Source organism: Microbacterium sp. SY138, from assembly GCF_039729145.1.
GTDB classification, from domain to species: Bacteria; Actinomycetota; Actinomycetes; order Actinomycetales; family Microbacteriaceae; genus Microbacterium; species Microbacterium maritypicum_A.
In genome coordinates, this window is the sequence record NZ_CP155793.1 from 3,709,984 (window position 1) to 3,727,592 (window position 17,609).

A 17,609-nucleotide genomic window follows, 5' to 3' on the forward strand; every position below is an offset into this window, starting at 1 on the left:
CGCGGCATCGGTATCGTGAGGCGGGTGACCGCCGCCCGCAGCTACCCCGCGACCATCGCGGCTGCCGTCGAGCATGAGACCGTGATCCGTAAGTCACGCTTCCTCACGCGGATCGAGCCCGTCACCTCGGTCGAGCAGGCCGAGGGCGTGATCGCCGGCATCCGCAAGAAGGCGTGGGATGCCAACCACAACTGCACGGCGATGGTGACGGGTCTGCTCGGCGATCAGGCGCGGTCGTCGGATGACGGCGAACCGTCCGGCACCGCGGGCATCCCGATGCTCGAGGTGCTGCGTCGGCGCGGACTGACCGACGTGGTCGCGGTCGTGACACGGTACTTCGGCGGGGTGAAGCTCGGAGCGGGTGGCCTGGTGCGTGCCTACTCGTCAGCGGTGTCGGAGGCACTCGACCTGGCCGCGCTCGTGCGGCGAGCGGCGTTGCGCCAGGTGACGTTCGAGGTGCCGCACGCCGACGCCGGTCGCTACGACAACCTGCTTCGCGAATGGGCGGCGCATCACGGCGCGACGCTCGGCGAGCCGACCTACACGGCGACAGCCACGCTCGAGCTGTGGGCACCGGAGCCGGAGCTCGCGCACCTCACGGACGACCTCGCCGCCGCATCGGGCGGCGGGATCGCACCCGTCCTCGGCGTGGAGCGCATCGTCGACGTGCCCGCCTGACCCCCCGGCATCGGGAGAACCACAACGGCCGCCGGATATCCTGGATGCCGCGGTCGCGGAGGGAGAGCGATGTTCGACAGTCCGCTCTCGGCTTCGGCCTACGAGATCCTCGACGTCGACCCCACGGTCGACGACGTCGAGTTGCGCCGCGCCTATCGCCTCCGCCTCCGGCAGACGCACCCCGATACCGGTGGAGATGCGGCGATGTTCATCCAGGTGCAGCGCGCGTGGGAGCTGGTCGGCACCGTCGAGAGCCGCGCCGCCTACGACCGCCGCTCCGGTGTGGCAGGAGCGACGGCCGCCGAGCCCGGGACCGAGTGGAGCGGATGGCGCCCGCCCGCCGCCCGCACCGACACCCGTCCCCGCGCCCGGTCCTACGGGCACCCCGGCGGCTGGCGCCGTGAACGCTACCTCGTGCTCATTCGCGAATGGGCCGGCCGCGGCGTCGAGGTCCCCGATCCGTATGACCCCGCGCTCGTGCGCTCGGCTCCGCGTGACCTGCGGCGGATGCTCGCCGACGCGCTGGCGGAGGAGGCCACGGCCCGCACGGTCTCCGACCTCGGCATGGGCTTCACGGTGTGGCACGACGTCGCGGTGGGAGCGGATGCCGACGACAAACTCGACCATGTGGTGCTCGGCCCGTCCGGACTGTACGGCGTGATGTCTGAAGACTTCGGGGGTGTCGTGGGCTTCCGCCGCGGCGAGATCACCGGCCCGAGTCTGGGCACCCGCGCGCCGGTCACCGCTGCTCTGCGTCGGATGCGCACCGTCGCGAAGGCCGCGCGCGTGCGCTTCGGCGGGGCGATCATCGTGCTGCCCGACGACGACCTCGCCCAAGCCGTCACGCCGCTCGGCACGAGCCGCGGAATTCCGGTCGTCGTGGTGCGACGCAGCGCTCTCGCGATGGTGCTGCGTCAGGGTGTGCCGCAGGCGCGGGCGATCGGGGGCAACGAGCTCTTCGACGTGCGCACCCGCCTGCAGCAGACCGTCCGCTTCGTCTGAGCCCGCGCTCGCCGAGCGTCGTCGCACCGCGATCGTACCGTTGACTTCCGAAATCAAACCGGTTTACACTCATCAAACCGGTTCACCGATGAGCGCATCGGAGCGTCCGGAATCCACGAGGAGGTGGCATGAGCCGCACGACCATCGCCGATGTCGCTCGCGAAGCAGGCGTCACGAAGGCCACGGTCTCGCACGCCCTGAGCGGCAACCGCCCGATCTCCGACGAGACGAAGGCGAAGGTCCTCGCAGCGGCCGAGAAGCTGAACTGGGCGCCGAGCCAGAGCGCACGGGCACTCGCCACCCGTCGAGCCAACGCGGTCGCCGTGGTGCTGGCCCGCGACCCCCAGGTCATCGCGAACGATTCCTTCTTCCCGGCCTTCATCGCCGGCGTCGAGTCGGTGCTCGCCGAGACCGAGACGGCACTCCTGCTCCAGGTCGTCCCCGACCGCGACGCCGAGGAACGGGCCTACCGCACGCTCACCCACGGCCGCGCCGACGGCGCCCTCCTGCTCGACCTGCGCACCGACGACTGGCGTGTGCCCTTCCTTGACGACCTCGGACTGCCCACCGTGCTGGTGGGCGCCTATGACCAGCCGACCGGGTTCTCGTGTGTGCGAACCGACGACACCACCCCGGTCCGCGAGATCATCGCGCACCTCCGGGCCGCCGGGCACGAGCGCATCGCCCACATCTCCGGGCCGCTCGAATACGTGCACTCGAAAGCGCGTGCAGACGCCTATGTCGCGGCGATCGGCGACGACGAGCTGCTCCGCGAGGGCGACTTCACCGCCGCGAGCGGGCGCACCCGCACCGCCGAGCTCCTCGCCCTGCCCGACCGCCCGACTGCGATCCTCTACTCGAACGACACCATGGCCATCGCCGGGCTCTCCTACGCCCGTTCCCAGGGCCTCTCGATCCCGCAGGACCTCGCGATCTCGGGCTTCGACGACGACCACCTCTCCGCCCACCTGTCTCCGGCGCTGACCAGCGTCTCATCCGACCCCGCGGCCCGAGGCCGCGCCGCCGCCCGCCTCCTGCGGGCAGACATCCTTGGGGCGCAGCCGCGCACCGAGATCGTCGACTGCAACGTCGTGCACTTCCGGGAGAGCACCAGCTAGTAGACATCCGTATCACCGCAGCATCACCACCGCAGCATCACCACCGCAGCGTCACCACCCGCAGCGTCACCACCCGCAGTGTCAAGGAGGACACCATGAAGAAGCTCCGCGCAATCGCCTTGATCGGCGCCACCGCTCTCATCGCCACCGGATGCTCGGCCGGAGGAGGCGGCGGCGAAAGCTCAGCCGACGGCACCGGCCCCATCAGCATCTGGCTCTCCAACAACGAACAGGAACTCGCCTGGGGCACCGCCGTGGTCAAGGCCTGGAACGACGAGCACCCCGACGAGAAGGTCAAGGCGCAGGAGATCCCCGCCGGCTCCTCTTCGGAAGAGGCGATCACCGCCGCGATCACCGCGGGCACGGCTCCCTGCCTGGTCTACAACGTGGCCCCGGCCGCGGTCTCGGGCTGGGTCAAGCAGGGCGGACTCGTCGACCTCAGCAAGATCGACGGCGGCAGCGACTACATCACCGAGCGCGGTGGAGAGGTCGACGCCTACGCGAGCGACGGCAGCTTCTACCAGCTCCCGTGGAAGTCGAACCCCGTGATGGTCATGTACAACAAGGCGCTCTTCCAGGCCGCAGGGATCGACCCAGAAGACCCGCAGATGAACACGTACGACGCGTTCCTCGAGGGGTCGCGCGCGATCGTCGCCTCCGGCGTGCAGAGTGCGATCTGGCCGGCGCCGACGAGCGAGTTCTACCAGCCGTGGTTCGACTTCTATCCGCTGTACCTGGCCGAGACCGACGGCACGATGCTCGTCGAAGACGGCAAGTCCACGTTCGACTCGGATGCCGGGCGCACCGTCTCGGAGTTCTGGAAGACCTTCTACGACGAGAAGCTGTCGCCGAACGAGGCGTCGACCGACGACGCGATGTCGGCAGGTACCACTGCCATGCAGCTCGCCGGCCCCTGGGCGATCCCCTCCTACGCCGACACCGTCGACGTAGGCTTCATGCCGGTGCCCACCAGCGACGGCCGAGAGACTCCGACGACCTTCGCCGACTCGAAGAGCGTGTCGATGTTCACGGCCTGCAAGAACCAGGGCACCGCGTGGGAGTTCCTGAAGTTCTCCACCAGCGAGGACAGCGACGGCCAGCTGCTCGAGGCCACGGGGCAGATGCCGATGCGCACCGGACTCACCGACACCTACGGCGACTACTTCGCTGCGAACCCGAACTACGTGGCCTTCGCCGAGCAGGCTGAGAAGACCGCCGACGTGCCCAGCATCCCCAACTCCGTCGAGGCGTGGCAGGCGTTCCGCGACGAGTACTCCTCCGCCGTGATCTTCGACAAGGAGTCGATCGACGACTTCCTCGGGAACGCGGCGAAGAAGATCGACGCGCTCGTCGCCGAGTGACACCGTGACCGATGAGAGGCGGCCCCGCACCCGCTGGCTGGGTGCGCAACCGATCGGCGGGCTGTTCGCGCTCCCGTACTTCGTGTTCGTGATCGCGATCTTCGCGTATCCCCTTGCGTTCGCGGTCTACATCGCCTTCCACGACTACTTCTTCACGGCTCCGGGCACCGAGGTCGATCGCCCGTTCGTGGGCTTCGACAACTTCGTCACGGTGCTCACCGACCCGCGGGTGCTCGGGTCCTTCCGCAACACCCTGATCTTCCTGGTCATCAACGTGCCCCTCACGGCCGTGCTCTCCCTCGTGCTCGCGGCGGCCCTGAACACCGGCATCCGGTGGGTCGCGGCGTACCGGGTCGCGTTCTATGTGCCGTATCTGACCGCGAGCGTCTCGCTCGTGGGCGTGTGGATGCTGCTGTTCTCGGGCAACGGGCTGATCAACACGATCCTCGGCCCGCTCGCCCCCGATCCGTCGTGGCTCGTGAACAGCGGACTCGCGATGCCGATGATCGCGTTCTACGTGACCTGGAAGCAGCTCGGGTTCTACATCCTGCTGTATCTGGCCGCGCTGCAGAACGTGCCGAAGGAGCTGTACGAGTCGGCCGAGACCGACGGTGCCGGAGTGCTCTCGCGCTTCCGACACGTCACGATCCCCGGCGTGCGAAGCGCCACGACCCTCGTGCTGATCCTGTCGATCATCACCGGCGCGAACCTCTTCACCGAGCCGTACCTGCTCACCAACGGCGGCGGCCCTGACGGCGCCTCGACCACCCCGGTCCTGCTGATCTACCAACTGGGCATCCAGCAGCAGAACCCCGACACCGCAGCGGCCATCGGCATGATCCTCGTGATCCTCGTCGGCATGCTCTCGCTGGCGGCCAACCGCGCGACCAGGGAGCGATGATGCGAAAGAAGCGTTCACTGCCCCGCATCCTGAGCATCATCCTGCTCACGATCGCGGCCATCGGATTCGCCTTCCCCTTCTACTTCATGATCGTGGGGGCGTTCCAGGAGAGTCCGACGAACTCCCCGAGCGAACTGTTCCCGACGAGCGGGTGGACTGTCGACAACTTCGTCGCGATCGACTCGCGCATCGACCTGGTCGGCTCGCTGCTGAACTCGCTGATCTTCACGGCGGGCGTGCTGCTGGGAACCGTCGTGTTCGGGCTGCTCGCCGGCTACGCGATCGCCCGCCTCGACTTCCGCGGCCGAGGCGTGATCTGGGTGCTGATGCTGCTCGTGCAGATGGTGCCGTTCCAGCTGCTGATGATCCCCCTCTACGTGCAGATCACCCGCAACTACGGCCTCGGCGACTCGTACATGGGCATGATCCTGCCGTTCCTGATCAACACCACGGCAGTGTTCATCTTCGTACAGTTCTTCAAGGCGCTGCCGGTGGAGATCTTCGAAGCGGCGCGGATCGACGGTGCGGGCGAGATCCGCCTGCTGACATCCGTCGCGATCCCGCTCATCCGCCCCGTGCTGGTGACGGTCGTGCTGGTCACCTTCATCGGCCCCTGGAACGAATTCCTCTGGCCCTTCCTCATCACGAAGGATGCGAGTCTGCAGCCTCTGGCCGTCTCACTCGCGAACTACATCTCCAACGTGGCGCAGTCCACGGCCAACCCGAACGGCGCGATCCTCGCCGGCGCCACGGCGCTCGCGTTCCCCGTCGTCATCCTGTTCGTCGTCTTCCAGCGCTTCTTCAAGGCCACCGACCTCGGCGCGGCCGTCAAAGGCTAGCCCCCATCCCCCAGTCAGAAAGGGCCCCCATGTTCTCCGGAGCCTCCTTCCCCCTCGGTCCGTTCACGCCCTTTGAAGGCAACCCCATCCTGCGTCCGCGCGGCGACAGCTGGGAGTCGGCCAACCTCTACAACCCGGCGGCCATCGTCGACGGCGATGAGGTCGTGCTGCTCTACCGGGCGCACGCCGACGACATCATCTCCCACATCGGCATCGCCCGCTCCCGGGACGGGGTGACCTTCACCCGCGAGGACGCGCCGATCCTCTCCCCCTCCGAGGACTACGAGACCTACGGATGCGAAGACCCGCGCATCGCGCTGATCGACGGCACCTACTACCTCACCTATACGGGCTGGGACCGCCGCAGCGCGCAGCTGTGCCTGGCGACCTCGACCGACCTGCGCACCTGGACCAAGCACGGTCCGCTGTTCGACGACTTCGACACGTTCAAGACCATGGACCCGCGCGGGTTCAACTGGTCGAAGGCCGGGGTCATCGTTCCGCAGCGGATGCACGGGAAATGGTGGATGTACTTCGGCGAGGGCGCGATCTACTGGGCGACCAGCGACGACCTCATCCACTGGAGGCCGGGCACGCCCGACACCGAGCCGATGTACTCTCCGACCCCCGGCACCTGGGACGAGGCGCTCGTCGAGATCGGCGCCTCCCCTGTGGTCACCGACAACGGATTGCTCCTGTTCCTCACGAACGGCGCCACCCGCAGCGTGCACGACGACGGCACCGTCGACGTCGACTACCGCTGCGGGCAGATCGCGATCGACCCGGACGAGCCGACGAAGGTCATCGCCCGCCTGCAGGAGCCGTGGCTGCGCCCGCAGACCTTCGAGGACATGCACGGACTCGTCTCTAACGTGACCTTCGTGGAGGGGCTCGTGAAGTTCCACGGGAAGTGGTTCGCGTACTACGGGCAGTCCGACACGACGCTGGCGGTCGCGATCCACGATCCGGCCGAGCCGTGGGGTCGCGCACTGCGCGACGGCGGAGAGGCGTGATGACGTGGACGCCTCCCGACGCACGTTCCTGACGTTCACGGCAGCAGCCTCCGCGCTCGCCCTCCTCCCCGTCGACGCCGCCATGGGCACGACGAACACTGCGACCGGCACGGCGACGCCGCCGCCGCTCGAGACCGCGCGCCGGCCACGGCTGACGAACCTCGCCCACCTGCGATTCCTCCTCGCCGATGTTCCCGTCGTCGCGAGCGCGACCCACACGACGTTCGGGATCGAGACGAAACCAGCGGTCCGTGCGCCCTGGACCTACGCCGACACCGACGGTTCCGGCGGCTATCGACCCGTGGGCGGCGGCACCCGCGATGCGCTGACCGGATACTGGTCGCAGGGCGCGTACAACGCCGACGACATCGCCCGCGCCGCCGTCGTGTTCGTCCGCGAGTGGAAGGCCACGGGCGACGCGCAGAGCCGCGACGAGGCCAGAGACGTGCTTCGTTCGCTCGCCTTCCTGCAGACGACTTCCGGGCCGAATGCCGGACGCGTGGTGCTGTGGCAGCAGGAGGACGGCACCCTGACCCCCAGCGCCGTCCCTGTCGAGCTGCCCGACCCCTCGGACTCGGCGGAGTCGTACTGGCTCGCCCGCTCGGTCTGGGCCTTCGGCGAGGGCTATGCGGCCTTCCGTCGCGATGACCCGGAGTTCGCGGCGTTCCTCCTCGCAAGGCTGCACCTGTGCCTCGATGCGCTGGGTCTCGAGTCGCTCTCCCGCGCCGGCCAGTGGGTGAGAAGCGATGGGCAGAGGCTCCCCGCCTGGCTGATCGCCGGAGGAGCGGATGCGACGGCCGAGGCCATGCTCGGTCTCGCTGCCGCCACCGAGGCCGGGGACTCCCGCAGCAGGACAGCTCTGCAGTCGTACGGCGAGGGCGTGGCCGCGATGTCGACCGACCCCGCGCGGGGCTGGCCGTTCGGCGCCGTGCTGCCGTGGACGGGTTCGCTCGGGTTCTGGCACGCATGGGGTGCGGCGGCGCCGGAGGCACTGGCCAGAGCCGGAGCGCTGCTACGGTGTCGGGACTGGTCGGCCGCGGCGCTCTCGGACGCCGGACGCTTCACGCCGCAGGTGCTGGCTTCGGGCGGGCCCCACAACGCGTGGGCGCCGCTTCCCGCCGAGGCGCAGATCGCGTACGGCGCGCACGGCCGCGTGGCCGGCGCACTCCAGGCATCCACGGTCGGAGGGGAAGGCCTCCGCGTACTCGCCGGACTCGCCGGAGGATGGTTCTTCGGCGCGAACACGGCCGGCATCCCGGTGTACGACGCAACGACCGGGGTCACGTTCGATGGGGTCGAGACCGACGGACGGGTGAACCGCAACTCGGGCGCAGAGTCGACGATCCATGGCCTGTTGACGATGCAGCTGCTCGACGCGAACCGCGACGTGGCCGACCTGGCAACCTCGATCACCGGCCTCACGGCGAACACCGGTCTGCGCGTCATCGAGGCCGAGACCGCGCGACTCTCCCCCGGATGTGTGGTCGAGCGACCGGACGGCGGGGCATGGACGGGCGAGGGGAATCTGTCCGGCGGCGCATACGTGCGCATCCCCCGCGGTGAGTGGGTCGAGTTCGACGTCACCGAGTCCGGCGGCATCCTGCACGGTGTCGTGTGGCGACAGGCGGCAGATGCGGGCGAGGCCGAGTGGGAGGTCCTCCGCGGACGCCGCCGACTGTGGAAGACCCGCACCGCGGCCGGTTCGACCGGAGACCGCGGCCTCACCGAGGCCGACGGGATGCTCGTGCCTGAGCTCCTCGGTGGCGATCTGCCGGAGGCGGCGGTGACGGTGCGCTGCACGAGTCGCGGCGATGTGCGCCTCGATGCCCTGCTGATCCAGCCGCGGATCGCGAGCGCGGTGTATTCGACGCGCTCGGGCTCTGCCGTGCTCTACGCCAACGGCACGCGCCAGGATCAGCGGGTCCCACCGCTCGCGCCGGGCACCGGGCGCGCCTACGACGCAGACGGCTCGCCGCGCGGCGACGCGGCGCAGAGCGGGAAGGTGCGGGTGCGGGGTACCGGCTTCACCGTGACGCGCAGCTGACGCGCACGCTCGGCCGATCTACGCCGACCATGACAGTGCCCCGACGAGCATAAGAGCTCGTCGGGGCACTGTCGGTTGCGCTACTCCTGCGGCTGTCGACGACGGCGGATGGCGGGGAGGAGCATCCCTCCAGCGAAGAGCATCAGTCCCCCCAGCAGCAGACCGGCCGAAAGCACTCCACCGGTCACCGCCAGTGTGGGCGGCGGCGGCGGGAACACTCGCGTGGTCGTCTCAGACGGAGGCGGAACGATCGTCCCTCCCCCGGGCGGGACGCCTGTGGCGGTGGCCACGTTCCGCACCTGACCCCTCTCGACGTCGGCGGCGGTGACGGTGTGCGGCGGCACCGTGCAGGTCATCTGCACCCCGGAGCCCAGACTCGTCGACGGACACGTGACCGGCCCCGCGGTGGGGTCGGTCACGACGATGTCGTCGATGGTCTGTGCACCGGTATTGGTCACGAGGATCGTCCACTCGATGCGGTCACCGGGATCGATGACGCCGTTGCCGTTCACATCGACCGGATTCGCGCGCTTCTCGAGGGTCAGCGCGTTGGGCCCGTCGAAGGGGACCTCGACCGTCGACGGCGGCGAGACCGGAGGCTGCCCCGAGGGCGGAGTTCCGGTCGCGACGGCCGTGTTCGCGAGCAGGCCCGAGTCCACGTCGGCCTGCGTCGTCTGGTACTGCGCGGTGCAGGTGATGATCTGGCCCGGCAACATGCTCGCGGCACCCACAGGGCATTCGATGGCGGACAGCGATCCCGACCCGGAGAAGGCGGTCTCATCGACCGTCACGTCTTCGAGCGTGACGTTTCCGGTGTTCGTGACCACGAAGGAGTATGCGATGGTCTGCCCCACCGCCGTCATGGTCGCCGGCGTGGCCGACTTCACGATGCTGATGCCCGGGGCGGGATCGATGGGAACCTCGGTCTCCGAGGGCGGCGAGACCGGCGGGACGAGCGTCCCCGGGGGCGTTCCGGTCGCGGTGGCGCTGTTCGTCACCCGGCCCGCGTTCACATCGGCTTGGGTCAGCACATACGTGGCGGTGCAGACGATCTGCACGCTCGGGGCGAGCGACGCCGCGCCGGCCGGGCACACGACGGGCGACAGTGTGCCGGTCCCGGAGAAGCTCTCCTCATTCACCGTCACGTTCGCGAGGGTGACGTTGCCGGTGTTCGTGACCACGAAGGAATAGGTGATCTCCTGGCCCACCTGGTAGGCGTCCGGCGTGTTCGGGCTCGCCGATTTCACGACCGTGATCCCGGGCACCGGGTCCGGCGGGACGACGACGGTCGACGGGGGCGACACCGGAGGCTCTCCGGTCGGCGGCGTGCCCGTACCGGTCGCGGTGTTCGTGACACCCCCGGCATCGATGTCGGCCTGGGTCACGACATACGAAGCCGTGCAGGTGACGGTCGCGCCCGCGGCGAGCGATGCCGCGCCCGCGGGGCACGTGACCACGGGGGGTGTCCCCGTTCCGGTGAATGCCGTCTCCGTCACCGTCACACCCGTGAGTGTGACGTTTCCGGTGTTCGTCACCAGGAACGAGTAGTTGATCGTCTCGCCCGCTGCCGTGATCCGCGTGCGGTCGGCGGTCTTGGACACGGTCAGCGCCGGCGCCGAGACGACGGGGATCTCGACCGTGGACGGCGCCGACACGGGCGGAGTGCCCGAGGGCGGGGTTCCCGTCGCGGTGGCGGTGTTGTCGAGGGAATCGGCGGTGTAGTCCGCAGCGGTCGTCGTGTACGACGCGGTGCACGTGATCTGTGCACCCGGGATCATCGACCCGGCACCTGCGGGGCACGTGATCGCCGGAGAGGCACCGGTTCCGGAGAACGCCGTCTCATCGACCGTGACGTTCGTGAGGGTCACGTTGCCGGTGTTGGTGACCACGAAGGAGTAGCCGACCGCCTGACCCGCTGCCGTGATCTCGGAGGTGTCGGCGCTCTTCACGAGGGTGATCGCGGATGTCGCCGTCGACGGCACGTTGACGGTGGAGGGCGGGGAGACGGGAGGCACGAGGATGCCCGGCGGGACACCCGTCGCGGTGGCCGTGTTGGTGAGGGTCCCGCTGTCGATGTCGGCCTGGGTGAGGGTGTAGCTCGCGGTGCAGGTCGCCTGCGCCCCGGGAGCCAGAGGTGTCGTCGGACACACCGGGGTGGTCATGCTCCCCGAGCCGGTGAAGGCGGTCTCGTCGACGCTGATGTCGGCGAGGGGCACGTCACCGGTGTTGGTGACCACGAAGGAGTAGTCGATGACCTGTCCTACTGTGAAGTCATCGGGCCCCGACGGCGATGCGGACTTGAACAGCGAGATCCCCGGGTTCGCCGCGGCGATGGTGAGGGCATAGTCCTCCACCTCGCCCACCCCTCCCGCGCCCGTGGGCATGGAGGTGGTCAGGGCGGTGCCGCTGGAGATCCGGAACCGCGCGAAGGTCGGTCCCGCGACGGTCTGTGCGATGATTCCCGGCCAGGTGAGCGTGACCGAGGATCCGTCGGGCGTTCCCGCCGGGACCACCGCGGATGCCCCCTCGTTCGCGTCGAAGACGCCGTTGCGGTTGAAGTCGACCCAGCCGACCAGTGTCGCCGGCTGACCCGGCACCTTGTTCGACGCCAGCACCGACACCGAGTAGCTGCTGGTGATCCCTGCGGTGATCGGCCCGAACGTCGCGACGCCGTTCTCGTCGTCGATGAACTGGTTCGGCGCGGTGCCGCCGACCTGATCGTCTCCGGTCGCGTTCGCGCTGTACTGCATCGCCGCCTCGGTGTCGGCTGACCACCCGAGGTAGGTGGCGGCATTCAGCTCGTGGGACACGGCCCCGTAGCCGGCCGGGGCATCGCCGTAGTCGTCGGGGATGGTGGCGCAGGAGGGCGTGAAGCCGTCGATGCCCTCGCCGCCTCCCTGCGCACGGTAGCCGCGCACGAGGATGTCGCTGGTCCCGGTGGTGGCCGCAGGCCCGCAACGTGGCGTCGGGGTATCCAAGCCGCCGGTCGTGTTGAAGTTCTCACCGATGGTGAGGACGGTGGGCGTGGCGGCGAGATCGATCCGCAGCTCGCCCGCCGCGCTGAAGGTCATCGGCCGGCAGGTGATCTGCACCGATGAGGGCCAGCGGTTCGTGCCGTCGCCGACGAAGGTGGTCCCGGTGATGCGGTGCACGAAGGTGTTGGCGGGGCACACGCCGGTCTGCACGTTGCCACGGCTCTCGTTGTAGACGGGACCGGTGATCCACGCGGGGTTCACGGTTCCCGTGACGGTCCCGGCGTTGCTCACGGTGATCGTGGAGCACTGGATGCTGAAACGCACGAGGATCGAGTTGGCGTTGGACGGAGAGTCGGCCGTGCGGTTCTCCGTCTGCACGCCGGTGAGCACCGAGTTCGACGGACACTCCGTCGGCGCGACGAGGTCTTTGTCGGATCCGACCGTGGCCGCTTCCGTGGAGGGTCCGAGATACAGCTGGGCGGCATCGCCCGGAGCCGCCGTGGCGGGCGACGCGGGCACGATCAGCGCGGTGAGCACGAGCGTCAGCAGTGCGGCGACGGCCCAGGGCTTGCGACGGTCACGGCTCGTACGACCATGATGAGTGGCTGGATTCCGCATGGGTCGCCCTCCGTTTTCTCAGCGTCACCGGAAGCTGAGACTTTGCTCACAGTAGCCGACGAATCCCCTGGGTCCAACCCCTTTTTTTATGCTGCGACCTCGGTGAAATCACCTCGACCCACCTCGATCCCTCCGCGGCATGCCGGAATACTTTCTTTTGAGTTATTCAAATGAAGAGGTATGCTCGATGGATGGAGACAGAACTCGACTCGGCGCTTCGCGTTGCCGGGTTGCGCGCGACCGCGGGCCGCGTCGCCGTTCTCGAGGCTCTCGACTCCATGGCCCATTCAGACGCGGAGCGGCTCTACCGTGCCGTGTCTGAGGTGCTGCCGACCACGTCGATCCAGTCGGTGCACAACATCCTCGCGGACCTGACGACGGCGGGCCTCATCCGCCGGATCGAACCGGCAGGCTCCGCGGCGCTCTACGAGCGGCGCATCAACGACAACCACCACCACGTCGTCTGCACCTCCTGCGGTGCCATCGGCGATGTGGACTGCGTCGTCGGCGAAGCGCCGTGTCTCACCCCGTCCTCGACGGGGGGATTCACCGTCCAGACAGCCGAAGTCACCTTCTGGGGCCTCTGCCCCAGTTGCCAGAACGCCGCGCAATAGCAGTCCGCCGATCGCCCGTCCCCGGATGGGGGTAATCGTTGCGCCTGCGCGGAGAAGGAGAACACCATGACGAAACCTGCCACCACCACGCAGGCCGGAGCCCCGATCGCGAGCGACACGCATTCGCTCACGGTCGGCGCCGACGGCCCCACCGTCCTGCACGATCACTACCTGGTCGAGAAGATCGCGGCCTTCAACCGCGAGCGGGTGCCGGAGCGCAACCCGCACGCGAAGGGCGGCGGCGCGTTCGGCGAGTTCGTCGTCACCGAAGACGTGTCGGCCTACACGCGCGCGGCCGTCTTCCAGCCGGGTGCGGCCAGCGAGACCCTCATCCGCTTCTCCTCCGTCGCCGGGGAGCAGGGCTCGCCCGACACCTGGCGTGACGTGCGCGGGTTCTCGCTCCGCATGTACTCCGACGAGGGCAACCTCGACATCGTCGGCAACAACACCCCGACGTTCTTCCTTCGCGACGCGATCAAGTTCCCGGACTTCATCCACTCGCAGAAGCGCCTCGGCGACTCGGGTCTGCGCGATCCCGACATGCAGTGGGACTTCTGGACGCTGTCGCCGGAGAGCGCCCACCAGGTCACGTATCTGATGGGAGACCGCGGCCTGCCCCTCAGCTGGCGGCACATGAACGGCTACGGCTCGCACACCTACTCGTGGGTCAACGCCGCAGGCGAGGTCTTCTGGGTGAAGTACCACTTCATCTCGCAGCAGGGCGTCGAGGCGATGAGCAACGAAGAGGCCGAGCAGCTCGCCGGGTCGGACGCCGACCACTACCGGCGCGACCTCTTCCGGTCGATCGCCGACGGTGAGTTCCCGAAGTGGGACCTGTACGTGCAGATCATGCCCTACGACGAGGCCAAGGCGTACCGGTTCAACCCGTTCGACCTCACCAAGACCATCTCGAAGAAGGACTACCCGCGCATCAAGGTCGGCACGCTGACCCTGAACCGCAACCCGGAGAACTTCTTCGCACAGATCGAGCAGGCCGCCTTCTCGCCGGGGAACCAGGTGCCGGGCACCGGCATCTCCCCGGACAAGATGCTGATGGGGCGCATCTTCGCCTACCCGGACGCGCAGCGCCACCGCATCGGCCCGAACTACAACCAGCTGCCGGTGAACCAGCCGCACGCGAGCGAGACGCGCAACTACCAGCACGAGGGCTCGATGCGCTACCAGTTCAACGACGCCGCGCACCGCACCTACCAGCCGAACTCCTATGGAGCAGCAGGAGGCCCGGAGGCCGACCCGTCGAAGGGCATCGAGGTGAACTGGGAGGCCGACGGCGAGATCCAGCGCTCCGCCGCGACCCTGCACCCCGAGGACGACGACTTCGGGCAGCCCGGCACGCTCTACCGCGAGGTGTTCGACGCCGAGCAGCGGGCACGTTTCCTGGAGACGCTCACCGGCCAGGGGCGTTCGATCACCGTCGACGCCATCCGCGAGCGCTTCTTCCAGTACTGGACGAACGTCGACGCCGCACTCGGCGCCGCGCTGCGCGACCGCGTCTGATCCTCGCGATCACCGGAACGGAAACGGCCTCCCGGAGACTTCGGTCTCCGGGAGGCCGTTTCGTCGTCCCCGGCACTGCCGGGCGCGTCAGGCGCCGACCGGCTCCGGTTCGGGGACGATCGCCTCGAACGCCACCTCGCCCGCCGGGGTCATCCACGCCCGCAGCATCGCGCGGATGGCGCCGGCCATGTCGATCGACCGGTCGAACAGCCACTGGGTCTGCAGACCGTCCATGGTCGCGGTCAGGCGCAAAGCCGCGTCGTGCGGATCGATGTCGGGTCGCAGCTGACCGGACGCGATGGCGAGCGCGATCGCCTGTCCGGTGCTCGAACGGATCCTCTCGTAACGGCGCCGGAAGTACTCGTGCGCCGGGTGATCGGCAGCCGACGCCTCGGACGACAACCGCACGAAAAGCTCGATCAGACCCGGCACGAGACGGTTGTGGTCGGCGAGGTCGACCATTCCGCGCAGCACGCCCATACCGCCGTAGCCGCGGGCGTAGGGACGGAAGCGGTCGCGATCCTCGATGTCGCGGGCTTCGAGCACGGCTTCGAGCAGGGCTTCCTTGTCGGCGAAGTGGTGCAGCAGTCCCGCGCGTGAGATGCCGCACACCGCGGCGATCTCGAGGATCGTCGCCGAGAGGAAGCCGCGTTCGGCGAAGTGGTCCGAGGCCACGCGGATGATCTCCTCGCGGCGCGCTCGGCCGTTCGCGTATCCGCGCCCTCGCAGCGTCGTCGCATCAGCCATGGGGGAAACCGTAGCACCGCTCTTGACAAAACCGACACAAGTGTAGATATTTAACCGAACCACCCGCCGCACCCGCACCGCCCGCCGTACCCGAAAGACCCGCCGTACCGAACGAAGGAGTTCCCGTGAGCGCGATCGCGCACCCGTACCAGGACCGCACCCTGACCGTGGATCAGCGTGTCGAGGACCTGCTCACCCGAATGACGCTCGAGGACAAGGCGGGGCAGATGTTCCAGCCGATGGCGACCCTCGGCGACGACCTCGACGCCCCCGGCCTGTTCGGCTCCCCGTCGATGCGCACCATCATCGACCGTGGCATCACGCACGTGAACATCCTGCAGGCCCCGTCGGCGCGGGAGATCGCCGCATGGCACAACGCCCTGCAGGAGGAGGCCCGGCGACGCGGCCTCGGCATCCCGTTCTCTCTGTCGAGCGATCCGCGTCATTCGTTCTCGAACAACCCGGCCGCCGCGCTCATCGCCGGCCCCTTCTCGCAGTGGCCGGAGTTCCTCGGTTTCGGCGCCATCGACGACCCCGAGCTCACCCGCCGCTTCGCCGAGGTCGTGCGTCGCGAGTACCTGGCCGTCGGCATCCGCACCGCCCTGCACCCGCAGATCGACCTCGCCACCGAGCCGCGCTGGGCGCGGGCTTCCGGCACGTTCGGCCAGAGCGCGGAGGTGACCGGGCGTCTCGGCGTCGCCTACACGCTCGGGTTGCAGGGCGACGAGCTCGGAGCCGAATCGGTCTCGGCCATGGCCAAGCACTTCCCCGGGGGCGGCCCCCAGCTCGACGGCGAGGATCCGCACTTCTCATACGGCCGCGAGCAGGTGTACCCGGGCGGACGATTCGACCTGCACCTGCAACCGTTCCGCGACCTGCTGGCCGCCGGCGTCTCGCAGATCATGCCCTACTACGGCATGCCGATCGGCACCGAGTACGAAGAGGTCGGCTTCGGCTTCAACAAGCAGATCATCCAAGGCCTGCTGCGTGACGAGCTGGGCTTCGACGGGATCGTGTGCACCGACTGGGGCATCCTGTCCCGCACCTTCTGGGGTGTGGAGTCGCTCACCTACGACGAGCGGATGATGAAGTCGCTCGATGCCGGTGTGGACCAGTTCGGCGGTGAGTTCAACCCGAAGGCTCTGATCGGGCTCGTCCGGGCGGGCTCGGTGCCCGAGTCCCGGCTCGACACCTCGGTGCGCCGGCTGCTGCGTGAGAAGTTCCGTCTCGGGCTGTTCGACGACGCACGGTTCGTCGATGTCGAAGCTGCGGATGCGATCGTCGGTCGGGAAGACGCCCGCGCCGCCGGACTCGAGGCCCAGGCACGTTCACTCACGTTGCTCACGAACGGCGGCGGGGCGGCGCATCTGCCGCTGCAGGGGCGCCCGACCGTCTACGTCGAAGGCCTCGACCCCGTCGAGCTCGCCGGCTGGGCCGATGTGGTCACCGACCCCGACCGCGCTGACGTCGCGATCGTGCGCACCGACGCCCCGTGGGAACCACGCGGCAACGGGGCCGACATCGAATCGTTCTTCCGCGCCGGATCCCTCGAGTTCCACGACGACGAACTCGCGCACCTGCGCGATCTGGCCGCCCGCGTGCCGCTCGTGCTCGACGTCTACCTCGATCGTCCGGCGATCCTCGCCCCGCTTCTCGACGTCGCCTCGACGATCATCGCGAACTACGGCGCATCCGACACCGCGCTCGTGAATGTGCTGTTCGGCGCGGTGGAGCCCCAGGGGTCGCTGCCCTTCGAGGTGCCGTCGTCGATGGAAGCCGTGGCGGCGAGCCGCCCCGACGTGCCGTCGGACACGGTCGACCCGTCGTTCGCGTTCGGCCACGGCCTCCGGTACCTCGACTGGTCGCCTGCCGCACGACCCGACCCCGCGTCCACGACGATCGAGATGGCGGATGTCGCCGCACCCGGCGGACGCTTCGACCTCACCAGCGCGACCGTCGCCCAGGTGCTCGCCGATGCCGAGGCGCTCGCGATCATCGCCGAGCTCGTCCCCGAACTGCCGGGCAACCCCATGCTCGCCGCAGCGCAGAACATGCCGCTCGACACCGTCCTCGGCTTCGCCGGCGCCACCCTGCCGGCCGAGACGATCGACACGCTGCGCTCCCGCCTGGTGGCGCTCCCCGCCTGACTCTGTTCTGCACGACCTGTTCTGTCCAGCCAGT

The 17,609-nt window shown here is 68.9% G+C and carries 13 protein-coding genes; 11 read left to right on the plus strand and 2 right to left on the minus strand.

Features of this window, described 5'->3' with window-relative positions:
* Window positions 1–24: 24 nt before the first annotated feature.
* The 8 genes from ABDC25_RS17915 (at window position 25) to ABDC25_RS17950 (ending at window position 8,956) form a co-directional block, all read left to right on the plus strand.
* Window positions 25–678 (plus strand): YigZ family protein, encoded by a 654-nt coding sequence (locus ABDC25_RS17915; RefSeq protein WP_347123956.1) that lies wholly within the window; start codon window positions 25–27, stop codon window positions 676–678.
* Window positions 679–747: 69 nt separating this feature from the next.
* Window positions 748–1,680 (plus strand): DnaJ domain-containing protein, encoded by a 933-nt coding sequence (locus ABDC25_RS17920; protein ID WP_029260673.1) that lies wholly within the window; start codon window positions 748–750, stop codon window positions 1,678–1,680.
* 128 nt (window positions 1,681–1,808) lie between these two features.
* Window positions 1,809–2,798, plus strand: a complete 990-nt coding sequence (locus ABDC25_RS17925; protein WP_347123958.1) for a LacI family DNA-binding transcriptional regulator — start codon at window positions 1,809–1,811, stop codon at window positions 2,796–2,798.
* A 95-nt stretch (window positions 2,799–2,893) separates the two neighbouring features.
* Window positions 2,894–4,159, plus strand: coding sequence for an extracellular solute-binding protein (locus ABDC25_RS17930; protein WP_105526080.1), 1,266 nt, complete (start codon window positions 2,894–2,896; stop codon window positions 4,157–4,159).
* 4 nt (window positions 4,160–4,163) lie between these two features.
* A complete protein-coding gene (locus ABDC25_RS17935) occupies window positions 4,164–5,060 on the plus strand; it encodes a sugar ABC transporter permease (RefSeq protein ID WP_292766051.1) in 897 nt (298 codons plus the stop codon).
* Window positions 5,057–5,899 carry a carbohydrate ABC transporter permease gene (locus tag ABDC25_RS17940; protein ID WP_081859796.1) on the plus strand — a complete coding sequence of 281 codons (843 nt, stop codon included), beginning with the start codon at window positions 5,057–5,059 and terminating at the stop codon, window positions 5,897–5,899. Before ABDC25_RS17935 ends, ABDC25_RS17940 begins: the two co-directional genes overlap by 4 nt.
* A gap of 29 nt (window positions 5,900–5,928) precedes the next feature.
* Window positions 5,929–6,912, plus strand: coding sequence for a glycoside hydrolase family 130 protein (locus ABDC25_RS17945; protein ID WP_347123961.1), 984 nt, complete (start codon window positions 5,929–5,931; stop codon window positions 6,910–6,912).
* 4 nt (window positions 6,913–6,916) lie between these two features.
* Window positions 6,917–8,956: a hypothetical protein gene (locus ABDC25_RS17950; RefSeq protein ID WP_347123963.1), complete on the plus strand. Its 2,040-nt coding sequence runs from the start codon at window positions 6,917–6,919 to the stop codon at window positions 8,954–8,956.
* 80 nt (window positions 8,957–9,036) lie between these two features.
* Here the strand turns inward: ABDC25_RS17950 and ABDC25_RS17955 are convergent, their stop codons facing one another.
* Window positions 9,037–12,549 carry a GEVED domain-containing protein gene (locus tag ABDC25_RS17955; RefSeq protein WP_347123965.1) on the minus strand — a complete coding sequence of 1,171 codons (3,513 nt, stop codon included), beginning with the start codon at window positions 12,547–12,549 and terminating at the stop codon, window positions 9,037–9,039.
* A 191-nt stretch (window positions 12,550–12,740) separates the two neighbouring features.
* Here ABDC25_RS17955 and ABDC25_RS17960 point away from each other — a divergent pair, with 191 nt between their 5' ends.
* Window positions 12,741–13,163 (plus strand): Fur family transcriptional regulator, encoded by a 423-nt coding sequence (locus tag ABDC25_RS17960; RefSeq protein WP_029260681.1) that lies wholly within the window; start codon window positions 12,741–12,743, stop codon window positions 13,161–13,163.
* A gap of 66 nt (window positions 13,164–13,229) precedes the next feature.
* Entirely contained in the window at window positions 13,230–14,681 is a 1,452-nt protein-coding gene (locus ABDC25_RS17965; protein ID WP_297557459.1) for a catalase, read from the plus strand.
* A gap of 87 nt (window positions 14,682–14,768) precedes the next feature.
* Here the strand turns inward: ABDC25_RS17965 and ABDC25_RS17970 are convergent, their stop codons facing one another.
* Window positions 14,769–15,428 carry a TetR/AcrR family transcriptional regulator gene (locus ABDC25_RS17970; RefSeq protein WP_051668199.1) on the minus strand — a complete coding sequence of 220 codons (660 nt, stop codon included), beginning with the start codon at window positions 15,426–15,428 and terminating at the stop codon, window positions 14,769–14,771.
* 125 nt (window positions 15,429–15,553) lie between these two features.
* Between ABDC25_RS17970 and ABDC25_RS17975 the strand changes: the two genes are divergently transcribed.
* Window positions 15,554–17,575, plus strand: a complete 2,022-nt coding sequence (locus ABDC25_RS17975) for a glycoside hydrolase family 3 N-terminal domain-containing protein (RefSeq protein ID WP_347123968.1) — start codon at window positions 15,554–15,556, stop codon at window positions 17,573–17,575.
* Window positions 17,576–17,609: the final 34 nt, after the last annotated feature.